The following is a 15,106-nucleotide window of genomic DNA, read 5'->3' on the forward strand; positions in this document are numbered from 1 at the left end:
GTCACGCCCCCTTGATCAGGTCTGCGGCGCGTTCTCCGATCATGAGCACCGTGACCATGGGGTTCACGGTGGGCATGGTCGGGAACACGGACGCGTCGACGACGCGGAGGCCTTCGAGTCCGATGACCTTCAGGTCACCGTCCACAACGGACCCGATGGCGCACGTGCCCGCCGGGTGGTAGACGGTGTGCGCCGCCTTCCGGCCGTACTCGGAGAGGGCCTCGTCGCTCGTGACGTCCGGTCCGGGCGCGATCTCCCGCTTGAGCCACGACTTCAGCGGCTCCTGCTCGGCGATCTGGCGTGCGATCTTGAAGCCGTCGACGAGGGTCTGCTCGTCGTAGCCGTCCGGGTTGGTGAAGTACCCGAAGTCGAGCGCGGGCTTCTCGGCCGGGTCGTTCGACTTCAGCCACAGCCTGCCCTTGCTGTGCGGCCTCGGGATGTTCGGCGTCATGCAGACCCCGTGCTCCACCGCCGGGTAGCCGAGGCGTTCCGTGTTGGTGGTGAAGGGGATCTGGTAGAAGTGGAACATCAGGTCCGGCCTCGGGTCGGACTCGTCGCGCCGGACGAACAGGCCGGCGTCGGAGTCCATCACCGAGTTCTCCGGCAGCGGTTTCGTGGTCTCCCAGACGATCACCGACTCCGGGTGGTCGAGCAGGTTCTCGCCGACGCCGGGCAGGTCGTGCTTCGGGGTGATGCCGATGCTGTTGAGGTGCTCGGCGTCGCCGACACCCGAGAGCATCAGCAGCCGGGGCGTGTCGATCGCGCCCGCGCAGAGCAGAACCTCTTTGTTGGCCTCGACATAACCCTTGTCGGTGTGCACCCCGATCGCGCGGTCGCCGTCGAACTCGATCCTGCCGGCCCACGTGTTGAGCAGCAGCGTGAGGTTCCTGCGTTCGAGGATCGGGTGCACGTAGGCGGTGCTGGCGCTGGACCGCTGGTTGTTCTTCTCCGGGTGGTAGGCGATGGAGAAGAAGCCGACGCCGTCCTCGAACGGCGCGGCGTTGAAGTTGTCGACCTCCGGGACGTCGACGGCCTTGCGCGCGGCCGCCACGAAGTCCTTGGCGATCGGGTTCCTGTCCTTCTCCACCACCGGGATGATGTTGAGCTGGACCTTGTCGAAGTACGGGCCGACGGCGTCCCACGTCCAGCCGTGGCCCCAGTCGTCGAGGTCCTGCGGCAGCGGCTGGAAGCAGATCAGCGTGTTGTGGCTGGAACACCCGCCGAGCACCTTGGCGCGGCTGTGCCGGATGTGCGAGTTGCCACGCGGCTGCTCGACCGTCGGGTAGTCGTAGTCGTACTCGGTCTCCAGCAGGTTGATCCAGTTGCGCAGGTTCAGGATCTTCTCGTCACCGACGTCGGACGGCCCGCCCTCGATCACCGCGACCGTGGTCGAGGGGTCCTCGGTCAGCCTCGCGGCGAGGACGCAGCCCGCGGTGCCGCCGCCGACGATCACGTAGTCGTACGCGGTCACTGGGAGTCCCTTCGCGCGAACCAGTTCTGGGGTTGTGGCTTGAGGTTCTGGTACACGTGCTTGGGCTCTGTGTACTCGTGCAGACCGGCGGTGCCGAGCTCGCGGCCGACGCCGGAGCGCTTGAAACCGCCCCACTCGGCCTGCGGCAGGTACGGGCCGAACTCGTTGATCCAGACCGTGCCGTGACACAGCTTCTTCGCGACGCGCTGCGCCTTCTCCAGGTCCTGGCTCCAGACGCCGCCCGCGAGGCCGTACTCGGTGTCGTTGCCGAGCCGGACCGCCTCCTCCTCGGTGTCGAAGCGCTCCGCGGTGATGATCGGGCCGAACGTCTCGTCCTGGACGAGCCTCATGTCCCTGGTGCAGTCCGCGTAGACGGTGGGGCGGAAGAAGAAACCGTTCTGCAGCTCGGCTTCGTCGGGGCGTTTGCCGCCTGCCTTGAGGGTCGCGCCCTCCTGCTTCGCGATGTCGACGTAGCTCTCGACCTTCGCGCGGTGCTCGGCGCTCACCAGCGGACCGGACTCGGTGTCCTCGTCGAAACCGTTGCCCAGCTTGATGAGATCGGCCCTGCGCGCGACCTCGTTCACGAAGTCGTCGTAGACGCTGCTGTGCACGATGAGCCTCGTGCCCGACGAGCAGACCTGGCCCGCGTGGAAGAACGCGGCGGTGAGCGCGTAGTCGACGGCGACGTTGATGTCGGCGTCCGCGAAGACGATGTTCGGGTTCTTGCCGCCGAGTTCGAGGGCGACCTTCTTCACGGTCTTCGCGGCCGACGCCATGATCCGCTGACCGGTGGCGAGGCTGCCGGTGAACGAGATCAGGTCGACGTCCGGGTGCTCGGACAGCGGAGCGCCGACCTCCGGCCCGGTGCCGAGCACGAGGTTCGCGACGCCGTCGGGCAGCCCGGCCTCCTGCAGCAGCTCGAACAGCTTGATCGTGCTCAGCGGGGTGATCTCGCTGGGCTTGGCGATCAGCGTGTTGCCCGCGAGCAGGGCCGGCGCGATCTTCCAGGAGACCTGGAGCAGCGGGTAGTTCCACGGCGCGATGAGGCCGCAGACGCCCACGGGTTCGTAGTCGATGCGGCTGATGACGTCGTCCGGCACGCCCTGGACGACCTTCGGGTGCAGCAGCCCGGCGAGGTTGCCGTAGTAGCGGAACACGGCGGCGACGTCGTCCACGTCGATGCGGCTCTCGACCAGCGTCTTGCCGGTGTCGAGCGTCTCGGTGCGGGCGATGTCCTCCTTGTCCCGCTCCAGGAGGTCCGCGACGCGGTGCAGCACGGCGGCGCGGTGCTCGGGGCTGGCGTGCGGCCAGTCACCGTGGTCGAAGGCGTCTCTGGCCTTCCCGATCGCGGTGATCGCCTGGTCGCGGGTTTGGTCCTCGACCTCGGTGAGAACACTCTGGTCATAGGGGTTGATGATCTGCCGCACCGGCGACACTCTGGCCTCCCTGTTCGTCTGTCCACGAAGGACATCGGGGTGTAGCCGGTCGCCGGTGGCGGTAAACCGTGACGACCGTCTCCTACTTCAGGTTCCTGCGGAGCCTGGTGAAAAGCCGTGCGTTGCTCATGGCCACGATGCCGACGACGCCGTCACCGTCTCGATAGGTCGCCACGAACTTCCTGTCCTCGATGGACCCATCTTCGACGCGAACGTCACGCGTCGCTCGTCCGATGAACTGGATTCGCACGCCGTACTGATCCGACCAGACGTATCCGCCGCCGGTGTGGGTCGTGACGGTCTCGCCCGCGAGCAGGTTCCGGGTGGCAACTTGTGCCTGTTCGGTCGCGGACGTCCAGTGCTCGGCGCGATGGCCCGCGCAGTTCGCGACGTCGCCGACCGCGACGATGTTCTTCACGTTCGTCACGCCGCCCGCGTCGCACAGGACGCCGTTGTCGAGGCGGACCGGCCCGCCGGCGAGCCAGTCGGTCGCCGGACGCGTGCCGATGCCCGCGACGACGACGTCAGCGTTGACTTGACGGCCGTCCGCGAGGTTGATTCCGCCGTCAACGTTGACTGAATCAACGTTGATTCCAGTAATCAACGTTGATCCATGGTCGCCGTGCAGATGTCCACATGCGGCACCCATCTCGGCGCCGAGAACGCGCGTGAGAGGCGTGGGAAGCGCCTCGACGACGGTCACGTCCTTGCCGAGAGCGCGCGCACTGGAGGCGATCTCGGCACCGATGAACCCGGCGCCGATGACACCGACGTGCTGCGCGGTGCCGAACGCCTCGCGGAGCTTGACGGCGTCGTCCAGCGTGCGCAGGACGTGCGTGCCGGGGATCGTGCGCGGCAGGCCGCCCGTCGCGATGACGATGCCGTCGGCCTCGACGGTCGAGTCGTCGCTGAGCGCGACCTCGCCGGTGGAGAGCAGCCCCGTCGCCCGCACGCCGAGCCGCCACTGCGCGCCGAGCGCGTCGATGTCCTCCTGGTCGGCGAGCGGCACCGCCTCGACCTTGCCGAGCAGGAAGTCCTTCGAGAGAGGAGGCCGGTCATAGGGGAGGTGGATCTCGTCGCCCACGACGACGAGCCGTCCGTCGAACCCCTGCTGGCGCAGTGCCTGCGCCGACCTCAGACCGGCCAGTGATGCGCCGATGATCGCGATCGTCTTCACGCCACGTCCTTGTTCACTTCGACATCGACATAGACCTCTCCATCTTTAACAAAAACGGAGTAGGTCCTCACCGATCTTTTGGCGGGCAGACAAGTCGGCTCGCCGGTGCGAAGGTCGAAGGCGGCGGCGTGCAGCGGGCACTCGACGAAGCACCCCTCCAGCCAGCCCTCGCTCAGCGAGGCGTCCTGGTGCGTGCAGGTGTCGTCGATGGCGTAGATGACGCCGTCGGCGTTGAAGACCGCTATCGGCGCGTGAGGACCGACGATGCGAACCGCCTCCCCTGGGGGCAGGTCCATGAGAGCGCAGGCACGGATCATCGTCGGCCTCCGTTGCGTAACACGGCACACGTTCCGAATGACGCAACACAATGTGCGGCCCAGACGACCCGCCGTCAAGAGTCCAGCAGACTGTTTTGCCTGTCGATTACTGTTGCGCGATGAGCAACTCCGACTCGGCAGCTCAGGTGCAGTCCGTGGACAGGGCCATCAGCGTGCTCGAACTCCTCGCCCAGGGCGAGGCCGGTATCACCGAAATCGCCGGTGAGCTGGGCGTGCACAAGTCCACGGTGTCCAGACTCGTCTCCGTGCTGGAGTCGCGCGGCCTGGTCGAACAGCTCGGTGAGAGGGGCAAGTACGCCATCGGCTTCGGCGTCGTGCGGCTGGCCGGCGCCGCCACCGGCCGCATGGACCTCACGAAACTCGGCCAGCCCGTCTGCCAGACCCTCGCGGACTCGTTCGGCGAGACCGTGAACATCGCCGTGCACGACGCCGGCGTCGCCATCAACATCACCCAGGCCCGAGGCTCGGCGGCAGTGTCCGCCGTGAACTGGATCGGCCAGCGCACACCCCTGCACGCCACGTCGTCCGGCAAGGTCCTGCTCGCGTACCTGCCGTCGGACGAACGCCGCCGCCTGGTCGCGCTGCCCCTCGACTCGTACACCGAGAAGACCGTCGTGGACGGCGCGACGCTTTTGAGCGAGCTGGACGCGGTGGCGTCCCAGGGGTTCGCGGCGTGCTTCGAGGAGCTGGAACTGGGGCTGCACGCGGTCGCCGTGCCGGTGCGCGGGCACCGGGGTGAGGTGGTCGCGGCCATGAGCGCGTCCGGGCCGTCGTACCGGCTGTCTCGGCAGCGGGTGGAGGAGATCGTGCCGACGATGTCGACGGCGGCGGCGGACCTGTCGGCGCAGCTCGGGTACTTCGCCGGGTAGGGGCGGGGAGCCGGGAGCAGGGGCTCAGCGTTCGCCGGCGACCGGTTCAGGATGGCTGGCGGGTGTCGGGATGGGCTGGCGGCGGGCTCGGGGCGGCTGGTGGGCTCACGGGATGGGCTGAGGTGCTCGGCGGACGCGTTGGCTCGTTCTCCCGGCGGGCGCTGTGGGGCCGGCCCGGGGTTGCCGCCGAGCACCGGATCGCAGCCTGCCGGGCGTGGGTCGAGCAACTGCTAGGAGTGGCCGGCGGGAGCGTTGGGCCTTGACCCGGGGTGGCCGGCGGCCGAGTCGGGCGCCGGCACGTGGTCGCCTTCGAGCACCGGTCCCCGCTCCCCGTCGAGAGCGTCCAGCACCGCGTCGCCGTTCGCCCTCGCCCAGTCCGACAGCGCCCTGATCGGGTCGATCAGCGTCGCCCCCAGCGGCGTGAGCTCGTACTCGACGCGGGGCGGCGCCTCGGCGTAGGCGTGGCGGCGGATGAGGCCGTGCGTCTCCAGCCTGCGCAACGTCTGGGTGAGCACCTTCCGGGAGATGCCGCCGATCAGCTCGACCAGCTCGCCGTGGCGCACCGGGCCCTCGCTGAGGCCGGAGAGCACGACCACCGTCCACTTGTCGGCGATCAGTTCGACCGTCAAGCGTGCCGGGCAGTCGGCGAGAAAAGGCCCGCCGGGGCCGAACCCGCTCATGACCTCGAAGGGTACCCGCGGGTTCCTTTCGGCTTCCTAGCGTGGGGTTTTCCCTCACTGCCAAGGAGAGTCATGCGAGTCATCACCCAGCACGCGCTCGGCGGTCCCGAGGTGCTCACCGTCGTGGACGCGCCCGAGCCCCGGCCCCTGCCGACCGAGGTCCTCGTGCGAGTCAGGGCGATCGGGCTGAACCCGCTGGAGGCACGGCTGCGGGCCGGTGAGTTCCCGCTGATCGGGCGGCCGCCGTTCGTCCTCGGCTGGGACGTCAGCGGCGTGGTCGAGGACGCGCCGCAGACGTGGCGGTTCAGGCCCGGTGACGAGGTCTTCGGGATGCCGCTGTTCCCTCGCGCGGCGGGCGGGTACGCCGAGGTCGTGGCTGCGCCGGCGTTGCACCTCGTGCGCAAGCCCGCGTCGCTCTCGCACGTCGAGGCGGCGGCGCTGCCGGTCGTCGGGCTGACGGCGTGGCAGGGGCTCGTCGACCTCGGCAACGTGAGCGAGGGCGATCGGGTGCTGGTGCACGGCGGTGGTGGAGGGGTCGGGCACGTCGCGATCCAGATCGCGAAGGCACTGGGGGCGTACGTGATCACGACGGCGAGCAGGGGCAAGCGGGAGTTCGTCGAGAGGTTCGGGCCCGACGAGGTCGTCGACTACGGGGCGGTCGACTTCGCCGAGGTGGTCCGCGATGTCGATGTCGTCCTCGACACGATCGGTGGTGAGACCGTCGAACGATCGTTAGAGGTTCTCAGGCCCGGTGGACATCTGGTGACGGCGACCGCCGAGGACGACCCTGCGCTCATCGCCCGGTACGAGGCGGCCGGGATGCGCTTCAGCGGGGTGGCGGTCGACCCCGATCCGGTGGCACTGCGCGGTCTCGTCGACCTCGTCGAGGCGGGCCGGCTCCGCGTCCACGTGCAGCGGACCTTCCCGTTCGACCGCGTCGCCGACGCGCATCGGGTGCTCGACGGCGGCCATCTCCAGGGCAAGCTCGTCCTCACCGTCTGAGCCTGCGGCGAACCTTCCCGTTTGCCCGGTTTCACGCAGCGTCAGACCCCGGACGCGCGAACGGCGGTATTGACAGCCGGACGCGCTGGCCGCAATTTGTTGCTGATAGCGGAACGAGTTCTGCGACTCGCAACTGCGGCGAAGGGGTGTCCTGATGCCTGGTGAAGTGCCTCGCGTGGTGCTCGTGGGTGCGGGGATCGTCGGATGCGCGCTGGCCGACGAGCTCACCGAACGGGGCTTCACCGACGTCACGGTCCTCGACCAGGCCGCCGGTCCGGCGGCGGGCGGGTCCAGCGGGCACGCCCCCGGCCTGGTCTTCCAGACCAACCCGTGCCGCAGCATGACCCAGTTCGCCCGCTACACCGTCGAGAAGTACACCGCGCTGGGCTGCTTCGACCAGGTCGGCGGCCTGGAGATCGCCACGAGCCCCGACAGGCTCGCCGACCTCTCCCGACGGCACGGCTGGGCCACGTCGTGGGGCGTCGAGAGCCGGCTGGTCGACGCGGACGAGGTCGCGCGGCTGCACCCGTTGCTGGACCGGGAGCAGCTGCTCGGCGGGTTTCTGATCCCGAGCGACGGCCTCGCGAAGCCGGTGCGAGCGGCCGAGATCCAGGCGCAGCGGGCGATCGAACGCGGTGCGCGGTTCGTGTACGGGCAGAAGGTCGTCGCGATCGAGACGAGGGGCGACCGCGTCACCGGCGTGCGGACCGAGACCGACGTGTTCGAAGCGGACGTCGTCGTGTCGTGCGCCGGGATGTGGGGACCGGTGCTGGGCGAGATGGTCGGGCTGACCGTGCCGCTCGTACCGATGGCGCACCAGTACGCGTTCACCGGCGACCTGAACGCCGACGCGGACGCGTTGGCACGCCAGCCGATCCTCAGGCACCAGGAAGCCGACCTGTACTTCCGCTCGCACGGCCAGGCGATGGGCATCGGCGCGTACGGGCACAAGCCCATGCCCATCGCAGCCCACGACATCACCGGCTCCGAGCTGCCGTTCACGGAGGAGGACTTCAAGGCCTCCTGGGAGTCGGCCGTCGAGCTGATCCCCGCGCTGGCCGAGGCCGGGGTCGACCGCGGCTTCAACGGGCTGTTCTCGTTCACCAGCGACGGGATGCCGTTGCTGGGCGAGCACCCCGGCCTGAAGGGATTCTGGGTCGCGGAGGCCGTGTGGATCACGCACTCCGCGGGCGTCGCGCGGTCGATGGCCGAGTGGATCGTCGACGGGCAGCCGGAGCTGGACCTGCACTCCAGCGACCTCAACCGGTTCGAGCAGGTGCAGCTCGCGCCCGACTACGTGCTGGAACGCAGCTGCCAGAACTTCGTCGAGGTCTACGACCTGCTGCACCCGTTGCAGCCCATGGAAAGCCCGCGGCCGATCCGCACGAGCCCGTTCTACAGCAGGCAGCAGGAGCTCGGCGCGTTCTTCCTGGAGGCGTCCGGCTGGGAGCGGCCGCACTGGTACGAGGCCAACGCGGACCTGCCGGAAGTGGCCGAGGTACCGGAACGCGACGAGTGGGCGAGCCGGTACTGGTCACCGATCTGCGGCGCCGAGGCCTTGGTGACGCGCAAGCGGGTCGCGCTGTTCGACATGACCTCGTTGAAACGGCTGGAGGTCAGCGGTCCGGGCGCGCCGGAGTTCCTGCAGCGCATGACGACCAACAACCTCAATCGCAAGCCCGGCGCGGTCGTCTACACGTTGCTGCTCGACGAGCAGGGCGGTGTGCGCAGCGACCTCACGGTCGCACGTCTCGACGCCACGACGTTCCAGATCGGCGCGAACGGCAACCTCGACCTCGACTGGCTCACCCGCCACGCGCCGGACGACGTCTTCATCAGGGACATCACGGCCGGAACGTGCTGCATCGGCCTGTGGGGCCCGCTCGCCCGCGACCTGATCAACGACATTCCGCACACCCTGGACACGAAGAAGGGCTATTTCACCGCACAAAGGGCGTTCGTCAAGAACGTTCCGGTGACGGCGCTGCGACTGTCCTATGTGGGCGAACTCGGCTGGGAGCTCTACACCACCGCGGACCTCGGCCCGAAGCTGTGGGACACGCTGTGGGAGGCGGGACAGCGGCACGGCGTCATCGCGGCCGGGCGCGGCGCGTTCAACAGCCTGCGCCTGGAGAAGGGCTACCGCTCCTGGGGCACGGACGTGACGACCGAGCACGACCCGTTCGAGGCGGGGCTCGGGTTCGCGGTGCGCCAGGACAAGGAGTTCCTCGGCAAGGGATCGCTGCACAACCTCACCTCGACCAAGAAGCTCACCTGCCTCACGATCGACGACCCGCACAGCGTCGTGCTGGGCAGCGAACCCGTGTTCCACCAAGGCGAACCCGTCGGTTACGTGACGAGCGCCGCCTACGGCTACACGACCAGCCTGAACATCGCCTACGCCTGGCTGCCCAGCGAGATCGACGACGAGGTGGAGATCGAGTACTTCGGACGCCGCGTCACCGCCCGCCCGGCCCCGGAACCGCTGTTCGACCCCGAGATGAAGCGGCTCCGCGGATGACGTACGACGTCGTCGTCATCGGGCTCGGCGGCATGGGCAGTGCCGCCGCGTACCGGCTCGCCCAGCGAGGCCTGCGCGTGCTGGGACTGGAGAGGTTCACGCCCGTGCACGCGCGGGGATCGAGCCACGGCGGGTCGCGCATCACGCGGCAGGCCTACTTCGAGGACCCGGCGTACGTGCCGTTGCTGCTCAGGGCCCACGAGATGTGGGACCAGATCGAACGGGACAGCGGCGAGCGGATCTTCCACCGCGTCGGCGGCATCATCGTCGGCGGGCCGGACTCCGAGGCGATCGCGGGCAGCAGGGCCAGCGCCGAACAGTGGGGCATCAGGCACGAGCTGCTCGACGCGGGGGAGATCCGCGTCCGCTTCCCCCGGCTGAACCCCTGGCCGGACGAGATCGCGCTGTACGAGGACGGCGCCGGGCTCGTGGTGCCGGAAACGGCCGTGCGGGCGCATCTCGCGCTCGCCGAACGGGCAGGCGCCGAACTGCACTTCGAAGAGCCCGTGACGCACTGGGAGCCCGGCAGGGTCACGACGGCCAAGGCGACCTACGAGGCCGAGCACGTCGTCGTGTGCCCAGGCCCGTGGGCGCCGGAGTTGTTGGGACGCCTGGGAATCCCGTTTGAGATCGAACGTGCCGTCCAGCACTACTTCACGCCGGCCGAGGACTTCCGTGACCACCCGATCTACATCTGGGACCGCGCCGACGGCACGAAGTTCTACGGCTTCCCCGAGCTCGACGGCGCGGTGAAGGTCGCGTTCCACCACGGCGGACAGCCGTGCACGGCCGACACCGTCGACCGCACCGTGCACGCCCACGAGGTCGAGGCCATGGCGAACGCGACGAGGTCGCCGATGCCCGGCCTCGCGGGATCGTTCCAGCGCGCCGCGACCTGCCTGTACACCAACACCGCGGACCGGCACTTCGTCATCGCCCGCGAGGAGGGCGTGACGGTGGCGTGCGGCTTCTCGGGGCACGGCTTCAAGTTCGTGCCCGTCGTCGGCGAGATCCTCGCCGACCTCACGATCGACGGGGCCACGCGGCACCCGATCGCCCTGTTCGACCCTGCTCGTCTGAGAGGCGGAGCATGACCGGCAGCCTGATCTCCACCCTTGAGGGCCGCTACTACACCGATCCCGCGATCTTCGCGCGGGAACAGGCGGCCATCTTCGAGCGGATGTGGTTCTGCGCCGTCCGCTCCGGCGACCTCCCGAACGCCGGCGACTTCCGCACGGTGCAGGTCGGCCGGGAGAGCGTGCTCATCGCCCGTGACCGCAAAGGCGGCCTCAACGCGTTCCTGAACGTCTGCCGGCATCGCGGCGCGCGGATCTGCGTCGACGAGGCCGGAAGCGTCAAACGCGCGTTCCAGTGCCCTTACCACGCCTGGACGTACGCGTTGGACGGAAACCTGATCGCCGCACCCAATCTCACCTCGATGCCGGACGTCGATCGCGTTGCGTACGGACTGACGAAGGTGCACTTGCGCGAGTGGCTCGGGTACGCCTGGGTGAACCTGGCCGACGAACCTCCGAGCTTCGAGGACGACGTGCTGAGCGCCGTCACCGAACGTTTGGGAACGCTCGACGGCATCGACGGCTACGAGATCGACCAGTTGTCCGTGGGCAAACGAATCGTCTACGACGTCAAGGCCAACTGGAAGCTCATCATCGAGAACTTCATGGAGTGCTACCACTGCGCGACGATCCACCCCGAGCTCACGGAGGTGCTGCCCGAGTTCGCCGACGGCTACGCGGCGCAGTACTACGTCGGGCACGGCGCGGAGTTCGGCGACGACATCAAGGGTTTCACCGTCGACGGCAGCGAGGGATTCGAGAAACTCTCCGCCCTGGAAGAGGAACGCGACAGGAAGTACTACGCCATCACCGTCAAACCGCAGGTGTTCATCAACCTCGTGCCGGATCACGTGATCGTCCACCGGATGTACCCGCTGGCCGCGGACCGGACCGTCGTCGAGTGCGATTGGCTCTACGCCAAGGAAGTCGTCGACACCGGCCGTGACGTCACTCGCTCGGTCGAGCTGTTCCACCGGGTGAACGAACAGGACTTCGAAGCCTGCGAGCGATGCCAGCCGGCGATGGCCTCCCGCGCCTACGCGCAGGGCGGGGTGCTGGTGCCGTCGGAGCACCACATCGGCGGTTTCCACGCGTGGCTGGTCCACAAACTGGAATCAGCCGACTAGGGGATCGACTCGTCACCCGTGCACGGCGAAAGCTGGCACGGGTGATGGAGCAGAGCAACCTCTTGCTCCCCCAAGGGGAGCCCGATCTCCTCCGCCGCATCCGGCTGTTGGCCGAGCGAGCGGAACGGACGGCGCACGACAGGTCCAACTTCGTGGGACCGCCGCCGTCGCAGGAGCACCTTGACATCCTCGCGGAGATCAAGAAGCTGACCGACGAGATGACCGCGGCCGCGGTGCCCGGAAACGTCAGACGGGCCGAGACGTTGCCCCGGCCCGCCAGACCCGCGGACGACCTCGTCGTCCCCGGGAAGATGTAGCTGTCAGCGGCGCTGCCCGCGCACCATCTTCACGAGACCCTTCATCGACTCCTCGAGCCCGGAGCCGAACGGGTTGTCGTGCACCAGGTACGTCCACGTCGAGCTGGGGCGCTTCACCCCGGCGTCGGCGAGGTCGTAGCCGTCGTCGGTGATCTTGGCCGCCTCGTACTTCTCCTTGGTGAGCTCCCACGACTCCGGCACGATCTTGTTGAACGCCGGGATGGCCTCGCGGTGGAACTCGTCCAGCGGGTTCTGCCGCGCCAGCGCCCGCAGGTGGATGCCCTCGCGCAGGTCCGACAGGAACGTCAGGTGGTGCGTCCACAGGTCGTCGAGGAAGAACAGCGTGATCTTGCGGGCGGCTTCCGCGGCCACCTCGTCGGACGCGCCTTCCTTCTCGCCGACCTTCTCGAACGCCGCGTCGGTGCGCAGCACGACGTCGCGGTGCCGCAGCAGGATGTCCCGCTGGTGCTCGATCAGCTTGTTGTAGCGCCACGTGTTGCGGTGGATCTCCAAGTTCACGCCCTCGGCCACGCGCTGGGCGTGCTCGAAGGTGTGCAGCAGGCCCTTGTCGTGCACCCGTCCGTCGTTGTCCACTTCGGACGGGTCCTCGGCGTCCGGCGCGTACTGGGTGATCAGGTCGTCCTGCATGGACGAGAAGAACACAGAGCCGCCGGGGTCGCCCTGACGACCGGCGCGGCCGCGCAGCTGGTCGTCCAGGCGCGACGACGAGTGGCGCCCCGAGCCGATCACGTACAGGCCGCCGAGCTCGGCGATCCGGTCGTGGTCCTCGCCCTCGTGGCCGCCCAGGCGGATGTCGGTACCGCGACCGGCCATCTGCGTGGAGACCGTGATGCGCTGGTACGAACCCGCGTCGGCGATGATCGACGCTTCCTCGGCGTCGTTCTTCGCGTTGAGCACCACGCACTCGATGTCGGCGGCGCGCAGCTTCGAGGAGATCCGCTCGGACTCGGCGACGTCGAGCGTGCCGACGAGGATCGGGCGGCCCGTCTCGTGGACCGTCTTGATCTCCTCGACGATCGCGTCTTCCTTCTGCTCCAGCGTCGCGTAGAGGCGGAAGTGCTCGTCCTCGCGGATGTTCTCCTTGTTCGGCGGGATCACGAGCACCTCGAGCTCGTAGAACTCCCGCAGCGTCTCGGCGACGGCGACGGCGGTACCGGTCATGCCGCAGCGCGTCGGGTAGCGCGACAGCAGCGCCTGCACCGTCATCGAGTCGAGGATCTCGCCCGACTCGGTCGTCTGGACGTTCTCCTTGGCCTCGACCGCGGCCTGCAGGCCGTCCGGCCACCGCTGCAGCTTCGCGACACGGCCACGCGTGTCGTTGATCAGGTGCACCTTGCCGTCACGCACGATGTAGTCGACGTCGCGGTGCAGCAGCACCTGCGCGTGCAGCGCAACGTTGACCTTCGACAGCGTGGACGTGACGTGCTCCTGCGAGTACAGGTCGATCTCGCCGAGCGCGCGCTCGACGGCCTCCGACCCCGCACCCGTGAGGAAGACGTTGCGCTCCTCGTCGTCGATCTCGAAGTGCAGCTCCTGCCGCAGCCGCTTCACCAGGTCGGCGATGACGGGGTCGGCCGCCTCCGCGCTGGTCGAGCCGGCGAGCACGAGCGGCACGCGCGCCTCGTCCACGAGCACCGAGTCGGCCTCGTCGATGAGCGCCACCTGCTGCTCGGGGACGATCTGGTCCTCGGGGCTCGTGACGATCCGGTCGCGCAGGACGTCGAACCCGATCTCGCTGACCGGCGCGTACGTGACCTCGCACTGGTACGCCTCGCGGCGCTCCTCGGCCTTCGACGAGCCGTTGATCCAGCCCACCTCGACGCCGAGCAGCCGGTACAGCGGCCCCATCCACTCCGCGTCGCGCTGGGCGAGGTAGTCGTTGACGCTGACCACGTGGACGCGCTTGCCCTTGATCGCGAACCCGGCCGCGGCCATGGCGCCCGCGAGCGTCTTGCCCTCACCGGTCGCCATCTCGACCACGAGGCCGCTCAGCATGCCCAGCGCACCCAGCACCTGCACGTCGAACGGCCGCTGCCCGATGGCGCGTTCCGCGGCTTCTCTCGTGAGGGCGACGAGCTCGGTGTCCGTGCTCTTCTCACGCAGCTTCTTGGCGTGTTCCGTCAGCTCCTCGTCGCTGAACGCCTTGAACGCGTCAGCGTGTTTCTCCACGTCCGCGAGCATTGCCTGGAACGGGGCGAGGTCGACAGAGCCCGGTTTCTGCGCGAACCTGCGCATCCGCTGCTTGAAGCGCGCCATGAGAGTGGTCACGACGCGCCAACGTACGGCATCGGCTCCAGGTTCCGCAGAGGTCTTGACTGTGAAGGCCCGATTTGTCCCGTCAGACGACGATGAGAGGGACTTTCACGCCTGCGGCGTCCGCGAGTTTGCCCATGTCACCTGGGTCTGAGGTGAGCACGGCGCAGTTGTGGCTGACCGCCGCGATGACGACGGCCGCGTCGACCACGTCCGACGTTCCCGCCAGCGCGAGGAGCCGGCCGACCGCCTCCGCGACGTCCTCGGTGAACGGGACGGGTCTGCACATCCGGCGCAGCATCGACACCGGCGCCTGCCTGGCGGTTCCGCGCCAGACCTGGGCGAGCACGACGCTGGGCAGCAGCGCGCGGGTGCCGGAATCCAGGGCGTCACGGCACGCCCCGTAGACGCGGCCCCTCGGGTTTCCCTCCACGTGGATCAACGCTCCGGCGTCCAGGACGAGGCCTCGTGCGCTCACCTCGCCTGCCTTTCCTCCGGCAGTCCCAGGAGCCGTGCCAGCGCTGCGGCACGTTCGGCGGCGTCGGCCGGCGACTCGGGAGCACCGACGCCCGCCTCCGCCAGGTCCGCCCGGATCGCGTCCAGTTCGGCAGGATCGGGCTCGCCGAACTTCTCGGCGTAGTCCTGCGCGGCCGCCTGCGCCTCGGCGAGGTCCGCTGCGGCTTCCGCCGCTTCGGCGAGCCAGGTGGACAGCGGCACGCCTGCCCGGTCCGCGGCGCGCCTCGCCCTGGCGACGACCACGCCGGGCATGGACACGCTCAACTTCTCCACCGCCATGGTTCTGATGGTAACTCGATTGG

At 68.8% G+C, this 15,106-nt stretch carries 13 protein-coding genes and 1 pseudogene; 6 read left to right on the forward strand and 8 right to left on the reverse strand.

Going from position 1 to position 15,106, the window contains the following annotated elements:
* Nucleotide 1 precedes the first annotated feature (1 nt).
* The 4 genes from ACFWN2_RS25525 to ACFWN2_RS25540 all read right to left on the reverse strand — a co-directional run bounded on the left by ACFWN2_RS25525 (nt 2) and on the right by ACFWN2_RS25540 (nt 4,401).
* Nucleotides 2–1,471 (reverse strand): GMC family oxidoreductase, encoded by a 1,470-nt coding sequence (locus ACFWN2_RS25525; RefSeq protein WP_382431371.1) that lies wholly within the window; start codon nt 1,469–1,471, stop codon nt 2–4.
* Nucleotides 1,468–2,898, reverse strand: coding sequence for an aldehyde dehydrogenase family protein (locus tag ACFWN2_RS25530; protein WP_382431373.1), 1,431 nt, complete (start codon nt 2,896–2,898; stop codon nt 1,468–1,470). Before ACFWN2_RS25530 ends, ACFWN2_RS25525 begins: the two co-directional genes overlap by 4 nt.
* 91 nt (nt 2,899–2,989) lie before the next feature.
* Nucleotides 2,990–4,084: an NAD(P)/FAD-dependent oxidoreductase gene (locus tag ACFWN2_RS25535; RefSeq protein WP_382431375.1), complete on the reverse strand. Its 1,095-nt coding sequence runs from the start codon at nt 4,082–4,084 to the stop codon at nt 2,990–2,992.
* Entirely contained in the window at nt 4,081–4,401 is a 321-nt protein-coding gene (locus ACFWN2_RS25540) for a bifunctional 3-phenylpropionate/cinnamic acid dioxygenase ferredoxin subunit (protein WP_382431377.1), read from the reverse strand. The genes ACFWN2_RS25535 and ACFWN2_RS25540 overlap by 4 nt, the downstream gene beginning before the upstream one ends.
* Nucleotides 4,402–4,520: 119 nt before the next feature.
* On the opposite strand from ACFWN2_RS25540, the gene ACFWN2_RS25545 reads away from it, so the two are divergent.
* Entirely contained in the window at nt 4,521–5,291 is a 771-nt protein-coding gene (locus ACFWN2_RS25545) for an IclR family transcriptional regulator (protein WP_382431379.1), read from the forward strand.
* Between the two features lie 332 nt (nt 5,292–5,623).
* On the opposite strand, the pseudogene ACFWN2_RS25550 reads toward ACFWN2_RS25545, so the two are convergent.
* Nucleotides 5,624–5,971 (reverse strand): annotated as a pseudogene (locus ACFWN2_RS25550) (winged helix-turn-helix transcriptional regulator); the annotation flags it as partial.
* 72 nt (nt 5,972–6,043) lie between these two features.
* On the opposite strand from ACFWN2_RS25550, the gene ACFWN2_RS25555 reads away from it, so the two are divergent.
* The 5 genes from ACFWN2_RS25555 (at nt 6,044) to ACFWN2_RS25575 (ending at nt 12,014) form a co-directional block, all read left to right on the forward strand.
* Nucleotides 6,044–6,973, forward strand: coding sequence for an NADP-dependent oxidoreductase (locus ACFWN2_RS25555; RefSeq protein WP_382431381.1), 930 nt, complete (start codon nt 6,044–6,046; stop codon nt 6,971–6,973).
* Nucleotides 6,974–7,127: 154 nt separating this feature from the next.
* Nucleotides 7,128–9,494: an FAD-dependent oxidoreductase gene (locus tag ACFWN2_RS25560; RefSeq protein WP_382431383.1), complete on the forward strand. Its 2,367-nt coding sequence runs from the start codon at nt 7,128–7,130 to the stop codon at nt 9,492–9,494.
* Nucleotides 9,491–10,588: an N-methyl-L-tryptophan oxidase gene (gene solA, locus ACFWN2_RS25565; protein WP_382431385.1), complete on the forward strand. Its 1,098-nt coding sequence runs from the start codon at nt 9,491–9,493 to the stop codon at nt 10,586–10,588. The genes ACFWN2_RS25560 and solA overlap by 4 nt, the downstream gene beginning before the upstream one ends.
* A complete protein-coding gene (locus ACFWN2_RS25570) occupies nt 10,585–11,697 on the forward strand; it encodes an aromatic ring-hydroxylating dioxygenase subunit alpha (RefSeq protein ID WP_382431387.1) in 1,113 nt (370 codons plus the stop codon). The genes solA and ACFWN2_RS25570 overlap by 4 nt, the downstream gene beginning before the upstream one ends.
* Before the next feature lie 44 nt (nt 11,698–11,741).
* A complete protein-coding gene (locus tag ACFWN2_RS25575; protein WP_382431389.1) occupies nt 11,742–12,014 on the forward strand; it encodes a hypothetical protein in 273 nt (90 codons plus the stop codon).
* Between the two features lie 3 nt (nt 12,015–12,017).
* Here ACFWN2_RS25575 and secA2 read toward each other — a convergent pair whose 3' ends face one another.
* The 3 genes from secA2 to ACFWN2_RS25590 form a co-directional block, all read right to left on the reverse strand.
* Nucleotides 12,018–14,303: an accessory Sec system translocase SecA2 gene (secA2, locus tag ACFWN2_RS25580; protein ID WP_382431391.1), complete on the reverse strand. Its 2,286-nt coding sequence runs from the start codon at nt 14,301–14,303 to the stop codon at nt 12,018–12,020.
* Between the two features lie 70 nt (nt 14,304–14,373).
* Nucleotides 14,374–14,766, reverse strand: a complete 393-nt coding sequence (locus ACFWN2_RS25585) for a PIN domain-containing protein (protein WP_382431393.1) — start codon at nt 14,764–14,766, stop codon at nt 14,374–14,376.
* A complete protein-coding gene (locus ACFWN2_RS25590) occupies nt 14,763–15,083 on the reverse strand; it encodes a hypothetical protein (protein WP_382431395.1) in 321 nt (106 codons plus the stop codon). The genes ACFWN2_RS25585 and ACFWN2_RS25590 overlap by 4 nt, the downstream gene beginning before the upstream one ends.
* Between the last annotated feature and the right edge of the window lie 23 nt (nt 15,084–15,106).

Origin of the sequence: Lentzea sp. NPDC058436 (assembly GCF_042721515.1) — a bacterium.
Lineage (GTDB): Bacteria > Actinomycetota > Actinomycetes > Mycobacteriales > Pseudonocardiaceae > Lentzea.

What these genes read in the sequence shown, in the direction of transcription:
- ACFWN2_RS25560 (WP_382431383.1), top strand. Translation starts at nt 7,128, where the DNA reads ATGCCTGGTGAAGTGCCTCGCGTGGTGCTCGTGGGTGCGGGGATCGTC.
- ACFWN2_RS25590 (WP_382431395.1), bottom strand. Translation starts at nt 15,083, where the DNA reads ATGGCGGTGGAGAAGTTGAGCGTGTCCATGCCCGGCGTGGTCGTCGCC.
- ACFWN2_RS25540 (WP_382431377.1), bottom strand. Translation starts at nt 4,401, where the DNA reads ATGATCCGTGCCTGCGCTCTCATGGACCTGCCCCCAGGGGAGGCGGTT.
- ACFWN2_RS25545 (WP_382431379.1), top strand. Translation starts at nt 4,521, where the DNA reads ATGAGCAACTCCGACTCGGCAGCTCAGGTGCAGTCCGTGGACAGGGCC.
- ACFWN2_RS25575 (WP_382431389.1), top strand. Translation starts at nt 11,742, where the DNA reads ATGGAGCAGAGCAACCTCTTGCTCCCCCAAGGGGAGCCCGATCTCCTC.
- ACFWN2_RS25555 (WP_382431381.1), top strand. Translation starts at nt 6,044, where the DNA reads ATGCGAGTCATCACCCAGCACGCGCTCGGCGGTCCCGAGGTGCTCACC.
- ACFWN2_RS25570 (WP_382431387.1), top strand. Translation starts at nt 10,585, where the DNA reads ATGACCGGCAGCCTGATCTCCACCCTTGAGGGCCGCTACTACACCGAT.
- solA (WP_382431385.1), top strand. Translation starts at nt 9,491, where the DNA reads ATGACGTACGACGTCGTCGTCATCGGGCTCGGCGGCATGGGCAGTGCC.